Raw genomic sequence first — 16799 nt, forward strand, 5'->3', positions numbered from 1 at the left:
GACACTCTCCGGCGTCGTCGTCATAGCAGCGCGCTTCATGCCCTGGACGCTAGCAGGATGGAGCGACGTCCACACGGTCATTCCTCGTCAGGCGCGCCCGGGACGCACACCGGGGAAGTAACGGGATGTGGAGGGAGTACCGACCGAGCATGTTGATGTGGTGCCGCATCGGCAACGAACCGCCGCGTAACAACACCTCGAGCGCCTTCGTCGACCTGGCCGGGCCGGCTCGGACGCCGACCGGGCGTCGCTTTGGGTGCACGGGCCGGTCCAAGCCGGTGCGGAGGCCGGGGATTCAGTCGGGAATCCGGAGGCACCCTGAACTCCATGACGACCGGGATCCGCCACGACCACTACCTCACCGACGCCATCGGCAACGCGGTCGCGCTCGCCAACGACAGCCGGAGCGAGGGTCAACAACAGCGAACTCGGCTTGCCCGGTGTCTCCGGGGGTCTGGAAAGCGCCACGGGCAACCCCGGCACAGAGTCCTCCCTCTATGGAAAGCTCCTACGATCTCGGGAATATCGAAGGCCGTCCGCAACAAAGGCGGCAGTCTTTCCAGCAGCGGCGGGCGGGCGGCGCATCAACTGGAGCGTAATGAGGTGAACTGCAAGTAGCGCTCTGGACCCTGTTCCTGCCTGAGAGAGGACGCGGTGATCCGTGGATGCCAAGACGGTCTTCCTGGGATTCTTCATGGTGCTTACTGGGGTCGGTCTCATCACCGCCCGGACTCTCTTCGCCGGGCGGATCCAGAAGCAGGACACTGCCTGTGGGCGAGTCAACTCTCGCCACTCCAAGGCCACGAGTGCGACGCCGGTGGTCATTGGATCGCTCATGCTCCTAGCAGGTCTGCTGCCGTTTGCGGGCGTCCTCAGCGCCGAGTCAGCCGAGTGATGCGAGTGGTCGGGCCATCCTGACGGACGCAATGCCCCCGGGTAGCTGGTGCATGGGACCCCGCTGGTGCCCCGTACCGCGACCAGATACCCACACAACGACTCGGATTCTCGCGGTCCCAACTTGAGGTCGGTTGCTCCTACTCAGCGCAGTTGCTCGGCCAGACCGACGATGATGCCCTCCGGGCCGCGGATGTAGCAGAGCAGATAGCTGTCTTCGAACCGGGCGATCTCGCCGACGAGTTCGGCGCCGTGAGGGCGCAGGCGGGCAACGGTGTCCTCGATGTCGTCGACGGCGAACATGACGCGGTGCGTGCCCAGAATGTTGTGCGGCCGATCGCGCGGCCCGGCGCTGATCACGTCGGGGCTACGGTACTTCGCCAGCTCAAGTCGGCTGTGACCATCCGGGGTCCGGACCATCGCAATGTCACAGCGGACGCCGTCAAGTCCGGTGCACTGATCGGCGACGAGCCCCTTGACCTCCGCCCTGCCCTCCAGTTCCATACCGAGTTCCACGAAGAACGCGATGGCGGCATCCATGTCATCGACGACGATGCCGACGTTGTCCATCCGCTGAATCGCCATGCTGGAATCTCCTTCTTCCTCGTGCGACCGGTGGTAGCCGCTCGATGCCCCTGGGACGGAGCCGGTGGCAGGTTCTCGACATCCTTGGACCGCCGAACTCCGAAACGCTGGATTGCACCTCAGCACCGGTACATCAAGACCGCGAGCCAGACGCCACTACCGAGGGCCATTGTCGCCCCCGTCAAGCACCGGCGTCGCGCGGCGAGACCCACTCGTTCGGCCGATCAGGTGACCCGGAAGCCACGCTCCGCAGGGGGCAAGGTAGAGGACCGGCCCACACACCGACCGGGTCATCACGGTGACCGGTCAACACCGTGACCGGTCAGGCTCAGCAGGGGCGATACGGTGAACTCTCCAGTCTGCTTTTGCACTTGTGGAAGGAATCGAGTGGGGGACGAGGAGTTGACGTCTTTGCGAGGCACAGGCGGGATCCACCTTGGTGGAAGGGTTTCGCTCGTCACGGGCGGAGCGCGTGGCATCGGTGCGGCTGCCGTGCGAGCACTGCACGAGGCGGGGGCGCGCGTGGTGATTGCCGACGTCGCGGACAAGCAGGGGCTCGAACTGGCCGCCTCTCTTGGTGAGGGTGCTCTTTTCGTGCATCTGGACGTGACTGACGAAAAGGGTTGGGCGGACACGATCCGACAGGCGGTGGATGCGTTCGGGACCCTGGACGTACTGGTGAACAATGCGGGCATTGCGAACGCGGCGCCCATCGAGAAGTTCACCACCGCAAGGTGGAACGCGGTGATCGCTGTGAATCTCACAGGGGTGTTCTTCGGGTGCAGGGCAGTCGTTCCGCAGATGAAGGCGCAGGGCGGAGGGTCGATCATCAACATCTCGTCGGTCGACGGCCTCCGGGGCAGCCCAGCACTACACGCGTACACGGCGGCAAAGTTCGGTGTTCGAGGTCTGTCGCAGTCGCTGGCGGTCGAACTCGGCTCGTCCGGAATTCGCGTCAACTCTGTGCACCCGGGCTATGTGCGTACCCGGATGACCGCGCGGATCGACCCCGAGAGCCTTGACATCCCGCTGGGACGGCCCGGTAAGGCATCGGAAATCGCGGACACGATCGTGTTTCTGGCGAGTGATGCCTCTTCGTTCACGACCGGTGCCGAGTTCGTGGTCGACGGCGGGATGATTGCCGGTATTCCACGCCGGTGACGTGGTGCGGGGAGCCCTGCTGTCGGACGGCCGCCTAGGGCTCGGGCCGGCTCCAGCACGAGTCGCGAACCGAGGCGCTGGGCCGCCCGGCACACGGTCATCGGTGCGACGTCGAGCAACCGGGCGAGCCGCCGTACGGTGAGGTACGCGCGGTAGTGCACGGCCACCGGCGCCAGCCGCTCGGCGAGCAGCCCCGATCTGGCCCCTTGCCTACGGTGGGTGAAGACACGGCATCGGCGAGCAGGTCACCCTTCCCCTCAGCTCGCCCGCGGGCCTGCCATGTGCACGACTGGCAGGTGCGGATATGCAACGCCGCTCACAACACGGAGAGCACAAGGGCGGCGAGGACGGGCAGCAGCACGCTCGCGACTCCTCCAGGTGATCTCAGCACCAGTGGCGTGTGCCGCCCTTGGCGGCATTCACGCCCCGGCTAGCCAGCCCTTGAGTACCCAGGTCACGGCTGGGCCTGTGCGTGTTGGTCCAGGCGGATCAGCAGACCGCGCAGTTGATGGAGTTCGCGGGGGGAGAGGTCTCCGTACACAGGGTTGCCCTCGGCAGTGCGCTCCAGCAGGCGTCGCCGCAGTTCCTCTCCCTCGGGGGTGAGGACGATGGCCCGGGCCCGTCCGTCGGTGAGACCCGCGGCGCTGCCCGAGCGGCGCTCGACCAGGCCACGGCCGACCAGCCTGTTGATCAGGTTGGTCGTGTTGGAGCGGTCGGCCCAGAGGATTTCGGCGACCTTGCCGATCAGTACCGACTCCCCCGGTTGAAGGGCGACAAGGGCCTTGGCTTCGGATCGGGAGAGTCCGAACTCGGCGATACGCGCGAAGTAGTGCGCGGTGAGCCGTTCCGTCAGCCGGTACGCCAAGGGCACGATGTCGCCCTGCGGTGATGCGTCGTCCATCTCCCCAAGATACCTCAAAGTAGTGGTTGTTTGACAACCATATCCAAGGATGTAATGGTTGCAATACAACTACTTCTTGGGGGTCGTGAATGTCGGATGACCGCAACAGATCCGTCCTCGCAGGACGGACAATCCTCATCACCGGAGCCACCAGCGGAATCGGCCGGGCCACCGCGAAGGCACTGGCCGGCCGCGGGGCCACCGTCATCCTGGGCGCCCGCAACGCCGATCGCGGGGAGGCGACCCGCAATGAGATCACCAACACCACGGGTAACCCCTCGGTCGAGGTCCGCCTGGCAGACCTCTCTTCACAACACTCCATTCACCGGCTCGCCCAAGCCGTCATCGCCGACCATGAGCAGCTGCACGTCCTCATCAACAACGCCGGAGTCATCAACCCCCGCCGCCGCGAGACCACCGACGGGCTGGAAGAAACCCTCGCCATCAACCACCTCGCCCCCTTCCTCCTCACCCATCTGCTACTCCCGACCATGCGCGCCTCCGGGCCCGCCCGTGTGATCACGGTCAGCTCCGCCGCCCAGGCCATGGGCCGCATCGATCTCGACGACCTCCAGAGCAGTCGCCGGTACTCGCAGCAACGCGCCTACAACCAATCCAAGCTCGCCAACGTCCTGTTCACCTACGAACTCGCCCGCCGTCTGGAGGTGGACGGAGCGGATGGTCCGGGCGGACTGAGTGCCACCGCGCTGGAACCGGGCTTCGTACGCACCGCCATGCGACCGCCCTTCCCCTTCAGCCTGTTCGCGGCCCTCAGCACCAGCGCGGACACCGGCGCACGGGCCTCGGTCGCCCTGGCTGGAGCCGACCGCCTCGACACCGACAACGGCTTCTTCTTCGACCGGAAGGGGAATCCGACCCGCACCACTCCTGTCTCCTATGACACAACGCTCGCGGGCCGCCTGTGGAACATCAGCGCTCAGCTGACCACGCACACCCCCTCACTCCCCGACCCGGCCTGACCCTGCGCACAACGTCGGCTGCCCGGCGGGCATCCGGGCATCGCCTGACGCGGTCGCGGGCCACCAGCCGGGCCGACTAGCTCAAGGCGCCGGGTGTGGACGCGGGGCATGCGCATGGGCGGTCCGTTCGTCGGGGTTCCCGTCATCGCGTGGCTGAAGGACGTCGTCGTGGTTGCGGGCTCGACCGATGCGGTGGGAGGTAGGGACTGGCCTTGGTGCTGTGTGGGCCCGTTCGGTTCATCCGGAGGGCGGTACGCCTTCGGTGGGCGCGGGCCGATGATGACGAAAGGGATGGAAGAAGGGGGCCATCACCGTACCGGGGGCTGCCGCGCACGGGCCTGGTACGGAACAGCAGAGGAGCCACCGTCATGCACAGCGAAGACCTCCCGGCCCCGGCCTCCGGGTTGCTGCTCACCCACTTCCTCACCGTGGGGGACGTGGGCCGGTCCCGGGCGTTCTACACCGAGGTCCTCGGCGGTGAGGTCGTCCTCACCGAGAACCCATGCATCGTCAAGCTCGCCAACAGCTGGCTCATCATGAACCCGGGAGGCGGCCCCACCCCCGACAAACCCGACGTCACCCTCCGACCGCCCAACGACCCCGGTACGGCATCCAGCTTCCTCAACATCCGCGTGGCGGACATCGACGCCTGTTACCGACTCTGGAGCGCGAAGGGCGCGCAGTTCCTTACCCCGCCAATTGACCGAAAGGCCGAGCTGCGCTGCTATCTACGCGATCCTGACGGCTATCTCATCGAGGTCGGCCAAGCAACCGGTCTCCTCCAGGGCATCCTCGCCGACCCGACCCCCGATGACCGCTAACCCACTGACGTTCGACACCGTCCACCACCGAGTTCGTGTTCCAACTCGGCTTCCGGACCCAGGCACTGGTGTTCCCGATACAGGTTGAGGGGCGCCGGCCAAGGGCGATGTCTCTACCCTGAGCGCAGCGGGGCTCTCGTGAGACGTCCACAGAAGTTGAGCCACCACCGTCACCCAACCCGTCGCCCAACGCGTCGACTTGTCCTTGCCCCAACTGTGGGCGAATGAGCGCTTGAGATCGCTCTGCCGATCGTGGTTGGTAGCCTTCCGGGATGACTTCGACCTTCGATCAGGCCGTCCGTGACCGGCTCCTAGCCCCCAACATCTGGTACGTCGGAACCGTCTTCCCGGACGGTGCACCGCAGGTCAGCCCGATGTGGGTGGATCTGGAGGGAGAGGGTGAGCTGACCTTCAACACATCGGTGGGTCGGGTGAAGGAGGAGAATCTGCGTCGCGACCCCCGTGTGTATCTCTCACACGCGGACGCAGCAGATCCCTTCGACCGGGTGCAGATCAGTGGTGTGGTGACCCGGTTCATCGAGGGCGAGGAGGCGCGCGACCGGATGGACCGGCTGGCCCTGAAGTACCTCGGCGAGCGGTTCGAGTGGATCATGCCGGGTGAGCAGCGGATCGCGGTGATCGTGCGTCCGGTCAAGGTGCGGCACATCGTCGGGGTCGAGCGGTTCCGGCCAGGCGGTCCCGTTCCCGCCCCCTGAACGGGCAGATCGAACGTCCCCGGGCCTGCAGTTCGATCCGGACACACTCCATGACGGGTCAACTCCACCTGCCGCGATCCCCCCACCCACGGCGATCCGGCCGAGGCCCGCACCATCGCGTGCACCGTCTCGACCTCCCGGGTGGCTTCTGCGTAGTGCAGCTGCAGCTGCACGGCTCTCGACGAGCACACGTTCGTTGGGGAGTTCGGATTCCACCCCAGGCGCCATGAGGTTCGGATCATCGGCGCGTTTCGATGTCACCCCGGATGCTCTGGCACGGGATCCGTAGGCCGACGAACTGACCTTCGATCAGCTTCTCTGCGGAGTCGGCCCGGCACCTCCCGCGGACCCTTCTCGAAACCGCCGCGCTCTGCGAGGCCGTCCGGTGGGGGATCGCCCTCCCCCACCACCCGCCCCATCTCAGCGCGGGAGCCGCGCGACCCGCTCACTCCCTCGGCCTCCAGCACCCCCTCTTCGCCATTTTCATACTGATAAATACGGAAATACCTCGCTGGCGATTACTGAAAGAGGCCCCCCTTTCCCCCCTGCTTGCCCGACCAGGTATCTTGCAACGCATGCAACCAGGTGATGCGACTAAGCAAGCTCGGGCAGCCGCCCAGCTGCGCAAAGGGGTCCTGGAGTACTGCGTACTCGCCCTCATGCGTGACCGCCCCCGGTACGGCGTGGAACTCCTCCACGCCCTGGAGAACTCCGGCGCCCTGGCTACGGGCCGGGGCACGGTCTATCCGCTGCTCTCCCGGCTCCGGCGCGACGACCTGGTCACCACCACCTGGCAGGAGTCCGCCTCCGGCCCACCCCGCCGCTACTACGCGCTCACCGACAGCGGCCGGGCCGCTCTCGACGAGTTCGCCCGTGTCTGGCCTGGCTTCCGCAACGCCGTTGACACCTTCCTGACCACCCCGCAACCCCCCACCGGAGACCCCGCATGAAGACCTCTGCCGAGCCCGTACGCGACTACCTCTCCGCGGTCGAGCGCGAGTCCTCCGCGCTTCCTGCCGACCGTCGTCAGGAACTCCTCGCCGACCTCGCGGAGCACATCGAGGTGACGCGCGCCGAGCGCCCCGACGCCACGATCGGCGAGATCCTGGCGGAGTTGGGGGACCCCCGCACGATCGCGGCGACAGCGCTGGTCGAAGCAGGGAACGGAACGGCCGGGGCCCCGGCCCTGAGCGATGCCGATGCACCCGCCCGGCGCGGCAAGGTACACCCCCTGGTCCCACTGCTGATGCTCACCATCGCGCCGCCCGCCACCATGCTGCTCTCCAACACCCCCGGCTCGGTGGTCGCCGCACTGTTCCGCCTGATCGGCGCGGTACTTCTGTGCACCTCGGTGTACTGGACCGCAGTCCAGAAGACCATCGGCGTACTGCTCACCCTCATCTTGCCGATCACCGTCTTCACCACCTGGAACCTGATCTCGGGCCACGCGGCGCCAGAAATCCCGGCTCTCCTGGCCAACATGGGCTCGCTCGCCCTGATAGCGGGCACTGCCCTATGGCTCTGGCGCATCCGCCGCGTCTGATAGACGGTTGCGGCACCTGGTTCTCCACAGATGGCCACAGCCCCAAGAGATGCGACACGGCCTCCAGCTTCGCTGGCCGATACCGACAGCCCAGCGGTCTTGGCGACATCGATCGAGGCATCGATGTCCCGGTCGAGAACGGCTCCGCGCGCACGCACCAGATTCCCATGAGCGGACGTGCCGCGGCTCAGATCGGAACCTATCGCCGCGTGATCGCTCCGCAGCAGAAGATGCCGGGGGCTTGGGTGGAGATATCCACCAGGGCGGCCAGGACGACGACCGTGGCGACGAGTCGGTCAGGGGAAACCCGGTGATAGAGGAGCACAAGGCTACGAAGGGCTGGGTGAAAGAACTCCGTAGGAACTCGACACAGCTGACCGAATACCCTTCCCTGCCAGCAATTTTTCTATCTTCCTCCTGAGTCTCCGTCGCCTTCCACAGCTACTCCGGCGCCAGGAGGGTTCCCCTTTCAGTCACCGGGGCGCGTTCCGGCGGTTCATCAGTGCGGCGGCAGGGCAGCCTTCCGTCGCCTCAGCACAACGGCACAGCGCGCACGGACACATCAAACAGAAATGGGGAATTGAATGAGCTGGAAGAAGCAAGCTGCCACCTTGGCCTCTGCGTTCATCTTGGCAGGTGCAGGGATACTCGTATCCGGACCGCCTGCAGCGGCTGCCAGTAACTGCCCGTCCAATTCGCTGTGTTTCTACGACTCCATCAATTTCGGTGGCGATCGGATCGCCACCGGCAGTCTGTACGCCTGTCGCTACATGACGGACTTCTCCTCCTTCGGGCACGTCAGGTCGTACGACAACAACCTGAACGTGGACGGCATGCTCTGGAGATGGGACGGCAACGGGGACTATGAGGAGTACCGCGGCTTCCCTGCCGGAGGTTCCAGCAGCAACCTCGGCAGCGGAATCTACGGTGCCGGGCAGATGGACCAATTCTGTACAGGGGGCCGTGCTGCTACAAACTGACCCGTGGACGAGCGTTCGACACGGGCCGGCGCGGCCTCCGGCGCCGCACCCGTACGGTGTGTTCCGGCATCTCTGAGATGACCGCCCAGGTCCAGATGGATACACAGCGGTCCGCCCCTGATCCGTGCTGGACCGGGCGATTCATCCGGAGTGCTCGTGTGCGGCGATGAATTCTGCCGCGCTTTCGGGTCTACATTCTTTGAACCCGATCGAACTGCGCTCAGGGAGAGCACAATGCCCGCTACCTATACCTTCGACGTCTTCTCCAGCCTGGACGGCTACGGCTCCTACAGTGATGGGGACTGGGGCGGCTACTGGGGCAAGCAGGGTCCCGAGTTTCTCGACCACCGCCTCGCCCAATACGGCGCGGAGCAGCGGATGGTCTTGGGGGCCGGCACCTACCGGGAGTTCGTGCAGCTGTTGGGCCCGGGGGCCGAGGCCCCCGAAGTGGGTGACCCGTGGGTAGCACGGATGAGGAGTCTGCCGACGACGGTGGTCTCGACGACACTGGAAGAGCCCCTCGACTGGCCGGGAGACGCGAGGGTGGTGCGCGGTGACGCCGTCGATGTTGTCGCCCGGCTCAAGGAGGAGTCCGAGGTGCCACTGCGGTCGCACGGCAGCCTGTCGATGAACCGCGCACTGATGGCCGCTGGGCTCGTCGACCGCGTCCAGGTGACGATCTTCCCGGTCATCACTGGTCGGACAGGCTCTGCCCCGATCTTTCGGGGTGCGGCCGACTTCGACCTGGAGCTGATCGATCACCAGACGCTCGACGGCCAGACCCAAGAGCTCGTCTACCGGCCCACCCTCCGCGTCTGAGACCTTCCCCATGAAGAGGATGGGGTCATCCGCATGAACCTCCGCGAGCCCACGGCCTAGGGACGAGTCAGCCTCCGACGTCAACGTGTGTTGCGACAGGGAGAGCCGGCGTCGCCAATCCGATACCTGGCCCGCGCACCGGCAGCAGCACTCACTGTTTGCACCTTGCTCTGCAGAGCCTGTCGAGCCAGGTGGAACACTACGGCGCATGACACACGTTCCCTTTCCCACGACAGGGCCTCGGGCGCTCGCGGAGCCCGAAGCGCTGCGTACTCGGTTGGCAGCCATACGGACTGAGGCTTCGGTGCGCCCCTTGAACGACTGGGTAGAGAATCTGCGCACCCGGCTGGGTGACGGCGAATCAGTGCCCTGGTTCGACCCCGCCTCAGGAGGCGTGGCGGCCCGAAGCCTCTTCCTGCTGGAAGCACCGGGTCAGAAGGCCATGGGCGCTGAGGCCGAGCTACGTCGCACCGGCAGCGGAATCATCTCGATCGACAACGACGACCCCACCGCACGGAACTGCTGGATGCTGCGTGACGAGGCGGGCCTTCCCTATGGGAAGTCCGTGCACTGGAACGTTGTGCCGTGGTACCTCGGCACAACCACCCGTATCGCGGCCCCGGGCAAATCCGAGATCCGGCGCGCCACACCCTTCCTCCACGAGGTGATGACGCTGCTTCCCTCAGTGGAGGTGGTCGTTCCCATGGGCCGCAAAGCGCAGGCTGGTTGGGCCATCTACCAGGAGCGCTACGCCGCGAAGGTACACACGCTCCCGACCTGGCACCCGAGCCCGCGTGTGTTCGCTTCCCGTCCTGCGGCCCGTCGAGAGATCTTGGAGGTCATGCAGAAGGCCGTGCGACTGTTGGAGACCACTTGAGTTGAATGGCCGATCTCTGTGCGTTGGGGTGTCCTCCATGGGCAGACCGCGGGACGACACCCTCAGGGCTGTCCCGCAGTACTCGGCGGGCGCACGACGGCAGCTACGGCACCACGCGTGGCAACCGCTCGTCCGGCTTCGGCTCCAGCCCGGCGGAGGCTGAGGTCGCCCTCGTCAGCTGGCCGGGTCGTACTGGAACTGCCTGACCTCTTGCGAGCAGCGACAAGCGGCGGCAATCCTCGCGGCCCACTCAAGTGCCGCCTCCCGCGAAGGCAACTCAAGGACGGTGTAGCCGCCGTTGGGCACCTTGTGGCCGGGGTATGTGCCCTCGGTGACCGTGCCGTCATCGGCCACGAGCACCGGGGCCACGTCCTCATCGATCCCGCCGCCAAAGACATACACGCCCGCCGCCTTGGCCTCCTCGATGACGGCATGCGAGGCTTCGACCACCGCTTTGAGGTCTCCCTCGGGGAACACCATGGCCTCACCGGGGAACGAGATCAGGTACTTCGTCATGCAAGGACTCCTCTGCTCGGGCGGCGTCAGCCGTCGACCCTCTACGCCGCGACCCCGCGCTGGTGCTCGGCCCCCTATTGTGGCTCCGACGCCGAGCACGTGCCCCCAGTCCGGTACGTAGCCTCTCGGCTGGGCGGACACGTAGGGGCGGCACCCCGATGGGAAGCCCCACCAGGAGGCACACCCGTCCACAGCCGCCCACAAATCCCATGGCACCGGCGCTACGGCGCAACCTCGCCAGACGACCGGGAATCAGCAACCAGCAACCACGATGCCAGCGCGGCCCACTGGTCAACTGCCAGAAACTCGTGCCCGGTGCCTGCGGACAGCGTCGCGATTGGCGCAACGCTGCGAGCAGTAGCGTTGCCGCCCGGTGCGCGAAGTGTCGGCGAAGGCCGTGTTGCAGTTGGTCGCCTCGCAGCGCCGCAGCCGGTGCATACCTCGGTTCGTCAGATGCAGTGCGGTACCGACCGCGAAGAGTGTGAACAGTACGGATCCGATGGGCTGTTCTGCGTCCCGGTAGTGCAGATGCCAGCCGGTGCCGGGGTGGGAGGTCAGCCGGGGGTAGGCGGCAGCCTCGGCCAGCATCCGGTTCAACAGATCGGCACGGCCCTGCTCCTCGGGTGCGTCGACGATCTCCTCCCAGGCGTTCAGCGCGACTTGGGCACGGTCAAGGTCGTCCGCTGTCACCTTGCACTCCAACGCAAGCCCGGCGGAGCTACAGCGCTCCGCCAACTCGTCCACGCTCTCAGGTCGGCGGTTGGCCAGATCAGCGGCCAGGTTCACCGCATCCTCGCCGTAAGGGTTGAGGTGCATAAGACCATTACAGCAGTGTGTTCGACATGGCACAACAGAGCCCCGACCGCGCCCGATTTCCTCCCGGCGACCCGTGGCGCTATCGCTGGATCGTGCTGGGCGTTGCCACCTTCACCCAGGCATCATCCGGCTTCTTCGTAGGAGGCATCGGGGCGCTCAGTGTCCACTTTCAGCGCGCGCTGGACCTGAGTGCTGCACAGTTGGGCCTACTGGTCTCGGCTGCCCAATTCGTGCCGCTCGCGGGTCTGCTGGTGGCCGGTGAACTCCTAGACCGCTACAGCGAGCGCTGGGTGGTGGGGATCGGGGCCGGGGTGGTCGCGCTGGCGCTGGGGATGGGGAGCCTGGCACCGGGATACCCCGCACTGCTGGTCGCCCTGCTCGTGGTCGGGGCGGGATACAGCAGCGTCCAGCCGGGTGGGAGCAAGTCGGTGGCTTCCTGGTTCGACGCCTCGCAGCGGGGCTTCGCGATGGGCATCCGGCAGGCCGGTCTGCCCTTGGGGGCTGCGGTCGCCTCGGCGGTACTCCCCCTCGTCGCCGAGGAGTTCGGCTGGCGGGCGACACTGCTGACCGGCGGCTTGGTCGCGCTGAGCGGGGCCTTCCTGTTCCTCGGCTGCTATCAACAGCCGCCCGTCCTGCCCGCCCCGCGGCACAAGGGATCGTCGAACCCACTCACGGCACGGCTACGCGCTCGACTGCGAATGCTCCGTGAACCGTCCATGGTGAAGATCATGCTGTCGGGGACCAGCCTGATCTCAGTGCAGTACGGCGTGGCCGTGCTGACGGTGCTCCACCTCCACCAGACATCGTCGGTCGGCGCCGGACAGGCGGCCCTGGTTCTGGTGGCGTCCCAAGGTGCGGGCGTTGCGGGCAGGATCTGCTTGGCTGCCTGGAGCGACCACAGCAGGTCAGGTCGCTATGCCATCGTGCTGGTCTGCATGATCGCCGTGGTCGCCGGGCTAACCGTGTTGCTCACACCGGCCGGACGGGCGCCGCTGATCGCCTCCGGCGCCTTCGTCTGGCTCGGCTTCTTCGGCTTCGGTTGGTACGGCCCATGGGTCGCCTACGTCACCGAAGCGGCCCCACCCGGCAAGACCGGCTTCGCCCTGGGGGTGGCCATGTCCGTCAACCAGATCGCCATCGTCACCATGCCACCCGCGCTCGGTCTCCTGGCGGATCTCACCGGCAGCTTCACCCCAGTCTGGGCACTGCTGGCCCTGTTGACCGTCGTCGCTCTGACGGTCACAGCCGCCGCGGAACACCGCACCCAATGACCTGGGGACCGAGTTGTCCTACGGGCGGGCCGACGCCCGCCCCGAACGGGTGACATCCCCCAGCGGCCCCACCCCCGCACCTGCCCAGGGTCCAGGTGCGATCACGGATGATGACGGTTGCCATCACCCCTGCGTATTGGACGGCACCGATCGCCAACCGGACGCTGATGCGGGGCCGTTGGTCCAAGGCCAGGGTCTCGAATGCCCCAGTAGAACGGCGGTCGCCATGGGTACTGCCAAGTCAGCGGATTGTGCCCCGCACGCCACTGCGGACCAGTTCCCCACAGCAGAACCGGCTCCATCGCGGCAGGTGGGATCCGCGAACGCTCCTGTTCCCGGCGAAAGGCAGAGGCAGGCCGATGAAAGTGACCGTCGTGGGCGGCGGTATCGCCGGGTTGACCTGCGCCCTGAGCCTGCACGCAGCGGGCCTGGAGCCTCGGGTGTGCGAAACGGCGCGCAGTGTCGAGGCGGTCGGTGTGGGGATCAATCTGCTACCGCACGCCGTCCGGGAACTCGCCGAACTCGGCCTGGCCGGGCAACTGGCCTCCATGGCACTTCCCCCGCACCGGCTGAGCTACCGCGATCGTAGAGGCGAGCCGGTATGGGAGGAGAGGTTGGGACTCACGGCCGGCTACCACTGGCCGCAGTACTCCGTACACCGCGGGCGCCTCCAGATGCTGCTGCTGGCTGCGGTGCGCGAGCGCCTGGGGCCGGGTTCGGTTCGAACCGGTATGTTGTTCCGGCACTTCGAGCAGATTGCGGGCGGCGTCCGGGCCCACTTCCTGGACCGGACGAGCGGCCTTCCCACCATCGAGGACGCCGATGTGCTCGTCGGCTGCGACGGCATCGACTCCGTGGTCCGCGCCCAGTTGTACCCGGATGAGCGCCCCTCGAACGGAAACGGCGTCCATATGTGGCGCGCGGTGTCCCACCATCCTCACATCTTCGACGGCCGTTCCATCGTGGTGGCCGGTGGGACCCCCGGCGCAAAGTTCATCGCCTATCCGATCGAGGATCCCGCGGCCGAGGGCGGCGACGCCCTGCTGAACTGGGTGCTGGAAGTACGGCACGGCCCCTCCTCGCCAGCTGAGGACGGCCACAGCCGCCGCATCACACCCCTGGAGGCACACACCGGCCTGGCCTCCTGGAATCTGCCCTGGATCGACCTCGCAACGCTGGTCGACCGCTCCACAGCGATCTTCGAGTACCCGATGCTCGACCGTGATCCCCTGCCGCGCTGGAGCTTCGGTCGGGTCACCCTGCTCGGCGATGCCGCCCACCCGATGTTTCCCATGGGTATGAACGGCGGATCGCAGTCCATCGTCGACACCCGGGTACTGGCCTGGTGCCTGGCTCGTGAGAGCGACCCCGTGGCCGCGCTGCGCCGCTACGACCGGATGCGCCGGCCGGCAGTCAACGCGATCGTACGGGCCAACCGCAACCTCGGCCCGGAAGAGATCATCACCCGAGCAGCGGGCCATGGCGGGGCGCTGCCGACCGGCGAGGCCGAGAAGATAGCGGCCCACTACCGAAAGCTCTCCCAGGCCACCGTCACCCAGGTCAATGACCACCCGTCATGGACCGTTGCCCGTCACACTCCCGGCCCTGAGTAGGCAGCACGGAAGGAAGATCCCCCATGGCGAGCGCATTCCCTCCGGAGGACGCTGTGGCCGCTCCCCCTTATGTCTTCGCCGGCTCGGGGGCGGGGGAATGTGATCGTCTTGGGTTGCTGGCACGGTTGCTGGACCCCCTTCACCAGAGGGCGCTGCAAGCTGCCGGGATGCGGTCTGGCCTGCGCTGTCTGGAACTCGGCTCGGGAACAGGCACGATCTCCGCTTGGATGGCCGATCAGGTGGGGGCGGATGGGCAGGTGACGGCCACGGACATCAACCTCTCGTTCCTGAAGGACCTGCCTCGCTCGAACCTGACCGTGCGCGAACTGGACGTGCTCTCTGGCGAGATGCCCTCCGAGGCGTTTGATGTGATCACCTGCCGTGCGCTCCTCCATCATCTGCCGCAGTGGGAATCCGTGGTGCACCGTCTTGCAGGAGCTCTGGCTCCGAACGGAGTACTGGTCCTGATCGAACCCGACGCCGGTGCCGCCCTGTTCGGTGAGGCAAAGCACCAGCGCTTCTGGTCTGCCTGGTGTCGTTGGGGACAGTCCGAGGGAATCGACTTTCGCCTCGGCCACAAGCTGCCCCGAGCTGTTCGACTTGCAGGACTCGACCTCCGTGATGTGTCGATCGAGGTGCCCTTCTACTGCGAAGGCTCCCCCTGGAGCGATCTCTACCGTTCCACTGTCGAAGCGGCCCGGCCACGGCTGGGCCCTTGGCTCGCCCCCGACCTGATCGCCGAGTTCAAGGGCTCCAGCAGTGTGGGCGGCGATCCGATGTGCTCGTTCGGCTGGGTGACCGTTTGCGGCCAGGTCACCGCCCATGTGAAGTCGGTGCAACCGCAATGAGAACGCCCAAGGTGACGATCGTCGGTGCAGCAGGCGGAGTTGGGGCATGCCTCGCGCATCTGCTCGTCTATGCCCACACCCCGTACGAGATGGCGCTCATCGGCAGAAGGCCACAGTCCATCACCTGCCTACTGATGGACTCGGAATCCCTCGCACCGCTGGGCCGGGCACCGATCGTCAGGCACGGAGGGATGGGTGACTTCCACGACTCGGACATCATTGTGATCACCGCCTCGGTCCCGCTCACCACCTGGGCGCCACGGGCGGAGTCCATGGCGGGAAACGCGGAGATCCTCCGGCCCTACTTCCGCGAGATCGCCACACTGTCCGCAGACTGGCCCGGGCACGTCATCGTGGTGACCAACCCGATCGATGTGTTCAGCGGTTGGTTGCAGCGACACGCACAGATCGACCACGCAAGAATCCTCGGCTACTCATGGAACGACAGTCTGCGCCTACGAGTGGCCGCCGCCCAGGTCTTGAGAGCAGACGCCGCGGACACTTCTGCCTGGGTCATCGGCGAGCACGGAGATGCATTCATTCCGCTCTTCCATCGAATTCTGGTGGCCGGCAGGCACGTACGGATGTCCGCCCATCAGCGCAACGTCATCCTCGCTGACCTGCGCAGTTTCTACACCCGATGGAGTCGACTCGGCATCCCGCGCACAACAGTGTGGACCACGGCGGGAGGAGTCGCCCGGATGATTCTCGACATCACCCAACGACGGCAGTCGGACTGGACGGCTTCCACGGCATTGAACGGTGAGTACGGCCTGACCGATGTCAGCGTGGGAATTCCCGTCGCCATCAATGCACAAGGAGCCCTGAGCGTGGTCGAGTGGGCCTTGGAAGAACCGGAGCAGGCCGCACTCCAACAGGCGGCTTGCCTCATCCGGGAGCGCATGGACAGTCTGGGCGGGCTCTGAGCGGATCCGGAGCACCCCTTTCAAGTGAGGCAGGAGGATCGACCTCACCGCCGCGGCCGGCGGTATGCCGACCGCGGCAGGGCAACGGCCCGGCTCATCAGCGCAGGTCTGCGCCGTACACCTTCTCAACGGTCAGTGTCACCAGCACTCGCCGTTCGGAGACCATGACAGACCGGTACTCATCCCAGTCCGGGTGCTCGCCAGCCGCGGCCCGGTAGTAGTCCACGAGTGCCTGAACCTCGGGGCCGCCCGGATCGGTACCCGGGCCGACCAGCTCGACCGTGCCCTCCGCCGTGGCCCAGGACCTGCCGCCCGGGCCGGTCACCTCCACGGCGGCGCGTGGATCCCGGCGTAGGTTCGCGGCCTTGGCCGTTCCTGCGGTCGTCGAGATCCGAATCACCCCGGCGGCGTGGTCGTAAGCGGGCATGACCGGCGAGAGCTGCGGCCGGCCGTCGGACTTGATCGTCGCGAGCACACCGAGTCGGCTGTCCGCAAGCAGGGCATGCGGATCGAAGAGAGTATCTGCCATACC

At 66.5% G+C, this 16799-nt stretch carries 19 protein-coding genes; 14 read left to right on the plus strand and 5 right to left on the minus strand.

The annotated features are described in order from the left end of the window. Positions 1 to 661: 661 nt before the first annotated feature. Positions 662 to 895, plus strand: coding sequence for a hypothetical protein (locus OID54_RS04150; protein ID WP_329014033.1), 234 nt, complete (start codon positions 662 to 664; stop codon positions 893 to 895). A 143-nt stretch (positions 896 to 1038) separates the two neighbouring features. Here the strand turns inward: OID54_RS04150 and OID54_RS04155 are convergent, their stop codons facing one another. Then, complete coding sequence (locus OID54_RS04155) at positions 1039 to 1479, minus strand: VOC family protein (protein WP_329014037.1); 441 nt, start codon at positions 1477 to 1479, stop codon at positions 1039 to 1041. A 387-nt stretch (positions 1480 to 1866) separates the two neighbouring features. Between OID54_RS04155 and OID54_RS04160 the strand changes: the two genes are divergently transcribed. Then, complete coding sequence (locus tag OID54_RS04160; protein ID WP_329014040.1) at positions 1867 to 2640, plus strand: glucose 1-dehydrogenase; 774 nt, start codon at positions 1867 to 1869, stop codon at positions 2638 to 2640. Positions 2641 to 3094: 454 nt separating this feature from the next. Here OID54_RS04160 and OID54_RS04165 read toward each other — a convergent pair whose 3' ends face one another. After that, positions 3095 to 3541, minus strand: a complete 447-nt coding sequence (locus tag OID54_RS04165) for a MarR family winged helix-turn-helix transcriptional regulator (RefSeq protein WP_329014042.1) — start codon at positions 3539 to 3541, stop codon at positions 3095 to 3097. Positions 3542 to 3630: 89 nt separating this feature from the next. Here OID54_RS04165 and OID54_RS04170 point away from each other — a divergent pair, with 89 nt between their 5' ends. The 8 genes from OID54_RS04170 (at position 3631) to OID54_RS04205 (ending at position 10277) form a co-directional block, all read left to right on the plus strand. Then, complete coding sequence (locus tag OID54_RS04170) at positions 3631 to 4521, plus strand: SDR family oxidoreductase (protein WP_329014046.1); 891 nt, start codon at positions 3631 to 3633, stop codon at positions 4519 to 4521. Positions 4522 to 4889: 368 nt separating this feature from the next. Next, complete coding sequence (locus OID54_RS04175) at positions 4890 to 5342, plus strand: VOC family protein (RefSeq protein WP_329014049.1); 453 nt, start codon at positions 4890 to 4892, stop codon at positions 5340 to 5342. A 272-nt stretch (positions 5343 to 5614) separates the two neighbouring features. Beyond that, on the plus strand, positions 5615 to 6058 hold the full coding sequence (locus OID54_RS04180) for a TIGR03618 family F420-dependent PPOX class oxidoreductase (protein WP_329014052.1): 444 nt from the start codon (positions 5615 to 5617) through the stop codon (positions 6056 to 6058). 575 nt (positions 6059 to 6633) lie between these two features. Beyond that, on the plus strand, positions 6634 to 7008 hold the full coding sequence (locus tag OID54_RS04185) for a PadR family transcriptional regulator (RefSeq protein ID WP_329014056.1): 375 nt from the start codon (positions 6634 to 6636) through the stop codon (positions 7006 to 7008). Continuing rightward, complete coding sequence (locus OID54_RS04190) at positions 7005 to 7601, plus strand: HAAS signaling domain-containing protein (protein ID WP_329014059.1); 597 nt, start codon at positions 7005 to 7007, stop codon at positions 7599 to 7601. Before OID54_RS04185 ends, OID54_RS04190 begins: the two co-directional genes overlap by 4 nt. 584 nt (positions 7602 to 8185) lie before the next feature. Further along, positions 8186 to 8581 carry a peptidase inhibitor family I36 protein gene (locus tag OID54_RS04195; RefSeq protein ID WP_329014063.1) on the plus strand — a complete coding sequence of 132 codons (396 nt, stop codon included), beginning with the start codon at positions 8186 to 8188 and terminating at the stop codon, positions 8579 to 8581. A 234-nt stretch (positions 8582 to 8815) separates the two neighbouring features. Further along, positions 8816 to 9400, plus strand: coding sequence for a dihydrofolate reductase family protein (locus OID54_RS04200; RefSeq protein WP_329014066.1), 585 nt, complete (start codon positions 8816 to 8818; stop codon positions 9398 to 9400). Positions 9401 to 9713: 313 nt separating this feature from the next. After that, positions 9714 to 10277 (plus strand): uracil-DNA glycosylase, encoded by a 564-nt coding sequence (locus tag OID54_RS04205; RefSeq protein WP_329014069.1) that lies wholly within the window; start codon positions 9714 to 9716, stop codon positions 10275 to 10277. A 174-nt stretch (positions 10278 to 10451) separates the two neighbouring features. Here OID54_RS04205 and OID54_RS04210 read toward each other — a convergent pair whose 3' ends face one another. Together OID54_RS04210 and OID54_RS04215 are read right to left on the minus strand one after the other, a co-directional pair. After that, the gene (locus tag OID54_RS04210) at positions 10452 to 10793 is read right to left on the minus strand and encodes a YciI family protein (protein WP_329014072.1); all 342 of its coding nucleotides are present in this window, start codon (positions 10791 to 10793) and stop codon (positions 10452 to 10454) included. A gap of 291 nt (positions 10794 to 11084) precedes the next feature. Then, entirely contained in the window at positions 11085 to 11609 is a 525-nt protein-coding gene (locus OID54_RS04215; protein ID WP_329014075.1) for a CGNR zinc finger domain-containing protein, read from the minus strand. A gap of 26 nt (positions 11610 to 11635) precedes the next feature. Between OID54_RS04215 and OID54_RS04220 the strand changes: the two genes are divergently transcribed. From OID54_RS04220 to OID54_RS04235, 4 genes are all read left to right on the plus strand, one after another. Beyond that, the gene (locus OID54_RS04220; protein WP_329014078.1) at positions 11636 to 12880 is read left to right on the plus strand and encodes an MFS transporter; all 1245 of its coding nucleotides are present in this window, start codon (positions 11636 to 11638) and stop codon (positions 12878 to 12880) included. Between the two features lie 359 nt (positions 12881 to 13239). Continuing rightward, on the plus strand, positions 13240 to 14493 hold the full coding sequence (locus OID54_RS04225) for an FAD-dependent monooxygenase (protein ID WP_329014081.1): 1254 nt from the start codon (positions 13240 to 13242) through the stop codon (positions 14491 to 14493). Positions 14494 to 14516: 23 nt separating this feature from the next. Next, a complete protein-coding gene (locus OID54_RS04230) occupies positions 14517 to 15341 on the plus strand; it encodes a class I SAM-dependent methyltransferase (protein ID WP_329014083.1) in 825 nt (274 codons plus the stop codon). Continuing rightward, entirely contained in the window at positions 15338 to 16267 is a 930-nt protein-coding gene (locus OID54_RS04235; protein ID WP_329014086.1) for a malate dehydrogenase, read from the plus strand. The genes OID54_RS04230 and OID54_RS04235 overlap by 4 nt, the downstream gene beginning before the upstream one ends. Positions 16268 to 16364: 97 nt before the next feature. On the opposite strand, the gene OID54_RS04240 is transcribed toward OID54_RS04235, so the two are convergent. Beyond that, entirely contained in the window at positions 16365 to 16796 is a 432-nt protein-coding gene (locus tag OID54_RS04240; RefSeq protein ID WP_329014090.1) for a PPOX class F420-dependent oxidoreductase, read from the minus strand. Positions 16797 to 16799 lie beyond the last annotated feature (3 nt).

Source organism: Streptomyces sp. NBC_00690 (assembly GCF_036226685.1).
Lineage (GTDB): Bacteria > Actinomycetota > Actinomycetes > Streptomycetales > Streptomycetaceae > Streptomyces.

What these genes read in the sequence shown, in the direction of transcription:
- OID54_RS04195 (WP_329014063.1), top strand. Translation starts at nt 8,186, where the DNA reads ATGAGCTGGAAGAAGCAAGCTGCCACCTTGGCCTCTGCGTTCATCTTG.
- OID54_RS04185 (WP_329014056.1), top strand. Translation starts at nt 6,634, where the DNA reads ATGCAACCAGGTGATGCGACTAAGCAAGCTCGGGCAGCCGCCCAGCTG.
- OID54_RS04170 (WP_329014046.1), top strand. Translation starts at nt 3,631, where the DNA reads ATGTCGGATGACCGCAACAGATCCGTCCTCGCAGGACGGACAATCCTC.
- OID54_RS04165 (WP_329014042.1), bottom strand. Translation starts at nt 3,541, where the DNA reads ATGGACGACGCATCACCGCAGGGCGACATCGTGCCCTTGGCGTACCGG.
- OID54_RS04155 (WP_329014037.1), bottom strand. Translation starts at nt 1,479, where the DNA reads ATGGCGATTCAGCGGATGGACAACGTCGGCATCGTCGTCGATGACATG.
- OID54_RS04210 (WP_329014072.1), bottom strand. Translation starts at nt 10,793, where the DNA reads ATGACGAAGTACCTGATCTCGTTCCCCGGTGAGGCCATGGTGTTCCCC.
- OID54_RS04225 (WP_329014081.1), top strand. Translation starts at nt 13,240, where the DNA reads ATGAAAGTGACCGTCGTGGGCGGCGGTATCGCCGGGTTGACCTGCGCC.
- OID54_RS04240 (WP_329014090.1), bottom strand. Translation starts at nt 16,796, where the DNA reads ATGGCAGATACTCTCTTCGATCCGCATGCCCTGCTTGCGGACAGCCGA.
- OID54_RS04200 (WP_329014066.1), top strand. Translation starts at nt 8,816, where the DNA reads ATGCCCGCTACCTATACCTTCGACGTCTTCTCCAGCCTGGACGGCTAC.
- OID54_RS04220 (WP_329014078.1), top strand. Translation starts at nt 11,636, where the DNA reads ATGGCACAACAGAGCCCCGACCGCGCCCGATTTCCTCCCGGCGACCCG.
- OID54_RS04190 (WP_329014059.1), top strand. Translation starts at nt 7,005, where the DNA reads ATGAAGACCTCTGCCGAGCCCGTACGCGACTACCTCTCCGCGGTCGAG.
- OID54_RS04180 (WP_329014052.1), top strand. Translation starts at nt 5,615, where the DNA reads ATGACTTCGACCTTCGATCAGGCCGTCCGTGACCGGCTCCTAGCCCCC.
- OID54_RS04175 (WP_329014049.1), top strand. Translation starts at nt 4,890, where the DNA reads ATGCACAGCGAAGACCTCCCGGCCCCGGCCTCCGGGTTGCTGCTCACC.
- OID54_RS04230 (WP_329014083.1), top strand. Translation starts at nt 14,517, where the DNA reads ATGGCGAGCGCATTCCCTCCGGAGGACGCTGTGGCCGCTCCCCCTTAT.
- OID54_RS04235 (WP_329014086.1), top strand. Translation starts at nt 15,338, where the DNA reads ATGAGAACGCCCAAGGTGACGATCGTCGGTGCAGCAGGCGGAGTTGGG.
- OID54_RS04215 (WP_329014075.1), bottom strand. Translation starts at nt 11,609, where the DNA reads ATGCACCTCAACCCTTACGGCGAGGATGCGGTGAACCTGGCCGCTGAT.